Source organism: uncultured Azohydromonas sp. (assembly GCF_937926365.1).
Taxonomy (GTDB): domain Bacteria; phylum Pseudomonadota; class Gammaproteobacteria; order Burkholderiales; family Burkholderiaceae_C; genus Azohydromonas.
The window spans coordinates 1-3,195 of sequence record NZ_CALAOH010000094.1 but is presented as its reverse complement, the minus strand read 5'-3'; the positions used below and the strand labels follow the sequence as shown (position 1 = coordinate 3,195).

Here is a 3,195-nt window from a genome sequence, read left to right as displayed (position 1 = left end):
CTACTGCGTGGCCCTCACCACGCCCCGGGCAACAGGGTGGGCTGAATACGTACGTGCAGGACCTCGCGAAGGGCGGCAAACCGGCTTAAACCAGTCCGCTCCCGAAACGGAGCGTGGCGACCGCGCCTGCCGCAGGCCCTGGCGGCAGACCGTACCCGGGAGGGCCCGAGGCCGTCGCCGCCAACGACCGCTCACCCCTGCGGATACGCCCACCCCGCCAGCCGATCCAGCATCGCCCGCGCCGCGGCTTCCTCCCCGTTGCCTTTCTTCCTGCCCTTGCCGCGCCGGGCCTGGAAGGCCTTGACGACCAGCCGGCTCTGGTCGTGCACCGAGCGCCACTTCAGCATGTCGGGCGCGCGGTCGTGCAGGTCCGACAGCGCCGCCTGCAGCCGCTCGCGCTCCACGCCCAACTGCCCGCGATGCAGCGCCTCCCACAGCCGCAGCTCGATGCCGGCCGCCGCGCTCCAGAAATCGGGCTTGAGCCGGTTGCGCTCCGCCACCAACTCCCTCACCTGGTCCAGCAGCGCGTCCAGCGCCACGCCCGCGCCCGCATCGCTCACCAGCGACGCCGCGAGCACGTTCATCGCGGGATAGAAGGCCGCCGCGTCCGGCGCCGACCGCGCCAGATCCCAGCCGGCCTGGTAGTGCTCGCGCATCCGCTCCAGCATCCGCGCCGCGCCGGCATCGTCCCCGAGCGCCTGCCGCACCTGCGCCAGGCGCTTGCAGGCCGAGCCGTAGAGGTTCTCGCGCTCGGCGGTGCGTTGTAGTTGCATGAGCAACTCCAGGCCCTTCAACGCGGCCTCGATCGGCGCCACCGCTTCCTCGGCGGCCCCCTTCACCGCCGCCTCGGCCTGCGCCAGCTCGGCCTGGGCCTCGGCCGTGCCGCTCTCGCCCTGGCGGCGCTGGAGCGGGATCAGCCTTTCCTCGGCCTGCGCCACCCGCTCCCAGGCCAGGCGCGCGGTCAGGTTGTGCAGCTGCTCGCCGCTGCCCAGGGAGGCGCCGCCGTCCTCGGCCTCGACCGCCCTGCGGTACCAGCGCAGCGCATCCCCGGTCAGGGCCGCGGCGGCGAAAGCGCGCCCGAAGGCTTCAGCCACGCGGCCCTGGCCACCCCAGCGGCTGCCGAAGCGGTCTTCCAGGTAGCGCAGCCGCGGCAACCGGTGCGCGGGCTGGCTCTCCAGCGCGCGCAGCGCCTCCAGCAGCGCCGGCGCCGAGGCGATGCCGGCGAACTCGGCGTCCGGCGTGCGCGTCGCGCGCCGGGCGCCGCCGCTCTCGTCCAGCAGCCGCCAGTCCGGGTCGCCGTAGCACTGGTAGGCCCCCCAGGTGTCGCCGCCGTCGCGCACCGACCAGGCCGCCAGCCGCGCCTCGGCCACCGCGTCGATGAAGCGGCGCCCGCGGCCCAGCGCGGTGTAGAAGGTGACGGCAAAGGTCTCGGCCGCGTTGTCGTCCACGGCCCAGCCGGTGGCCACCACGCAACGCACGCCGATGCGGATGAGCTCCTGCGCCACGTTGGCCGCGAAGCCGGGCCGGTTGCCCGGGTCGCCCAGGCGCTCGGGGTTGCCACGCAGCACGTCCTCGGCGCGCCGCGCGCCGGAGAAGCAGCAGTTGACGAACACCAGCTCCGGCACCACGTCCAGCCCCTCGATCTCGCGCGGGCCCAGGAAGGTGCCGTTGGACAGCACCACGCCGCGCGGGTCCAGCAGCGTCTGCCCGGGCGGGTTGCCATACCAGGGCGGCTCGCCGTGGCCGGCGATGTGGATCACGCGCCAGTCGTGCTCCTCCAGCGCGCGGATGACGGTGGTGGCGTCCGCGCCGAAGCGCGTCTCGTCGTCGCTGGCGATGAGGTCCACCATCGGGCCGCGCAGGCCGAGGGCGCGCAGCCGCTCCAGCACGCCGCGCGCCTCGCGCCTGGCGCCGGGCAGCCGCGCATAGTTCTTGGGACAGGCCGGCTCGCCGATGACGAGCACGCCGGCCTCGGGCGGCGCATCACTCACGCGCAGCCTGAAGTCCTCGCTGCGCAGCTTGCGCAGCAGCTTGGTGCGGATGGCCCAGGGCCGCTGCTGCAGCGTGCCGCCGCCGGCGGGATCGCGCGGCGTCTCCAGCAGCTCCCAGGGAATGCCGGCGCTGACCTCGTCCAGCTCGATCTGCGTGTCGTTGTTGCCGCCCAGGAAATGCCGCATCTCCAGCGGCACCAGCAGCTGGAACAGCGTGCGCCCGATGCGGCTGTAGGGGCCGCCGGCGCTGCCGTCCTGGATGAGCTGGCGCAGCAGCCGGCCCTGGGTCTTGCGCGACTGCAGCTCCGAGCGCGCGCGGCGCGTGTCGATGCGGTAGGTGATCGTGCTGTTGCCCTGCGAATCCTGCTGCGCCGTGGCGATGATCAGGTCGTAGTCGGCGCCACGGTAGCTGGAGTCCGGCGGGCTGGACAGCGCGCTGTCGGCGCGCTCGATCTCGTCCTCCAGCGCCAGCTCGCCGGGGCTGGCCTGCTGCAGCTCGCGCAGCGCGCGCCAGGCCTCGGTGGCGCGGTCCAGGTACAGCTCCACCAACACCAGGCGGTTGACCCGCGGCAGCGCCGCGGCGGCGGCGCCCGGGGCCGCGCCGCCCTGGGCATCGTCCTGCAGCCGCGCGTTGGCCTCGCGCACGCCCTGGGCGATGAGCTGCGCCGCCTGCCCGGCGGAGATGCCCACGCCACCGCTGCCCATGAGCGTGGCGGCCAGCTCGAAGCGGGCCGGCGCGCCGGGCTGCTCGGCCAGGCGCAGCGCCCAGGCCAGCACCCCGGCCCTGACCGCCCGCACCAGCGCCGCCGGGCGCAGCTTGCCCTCCGGCCCCAGGCCCAGCACCACCACGGCCTGTGGCCGCGGCAGCTGCCCCATGTCGAACGACAGCCGGGTGTTGAGGAACACCTGCTGCATGCCCAGCTCCTGCGGGTACAGCCCCGTGCGCAGCGCGCGAGAGAGGCTGCCGTCCAGCAGCCGGTCCACCGCGGACTCCGCGCCGGTGAGCGCCAGCGAGGCGTAGTGGCCGATGAGCAGCGGCTGGTGCACGAAGCCCAGGTCGCCGTTGAACACCCGCACCGCCAGGGCCTCGCCATGCGCGGCGGCGGTGCCCGGGCCCGAGGGTGGCGGCGCCAGCGGGCTCAGGTCGTCCGCGGGCGGCAGCGGCCGCAGGCCTTCGCGCGAGGGCCGCCGCAGCACGTGGCGC

1 protein-coding gene is annotated in these 3,195 nt (G+C 74.9%); it reads right to left on the bottom strand.

All coding sequences use genetic code 11. The features are described 5' to 3' along the window. Positions 1-191 precede the first annotated feature (191 nt). Positions 192-3,195 (bottom strand): CHAT domain-containing protein (locus Q0741_RS09740; RefSeq protein WP_298233005.1); only part of this gene is annotated, 3,004 nt, incomplete at its 5' end.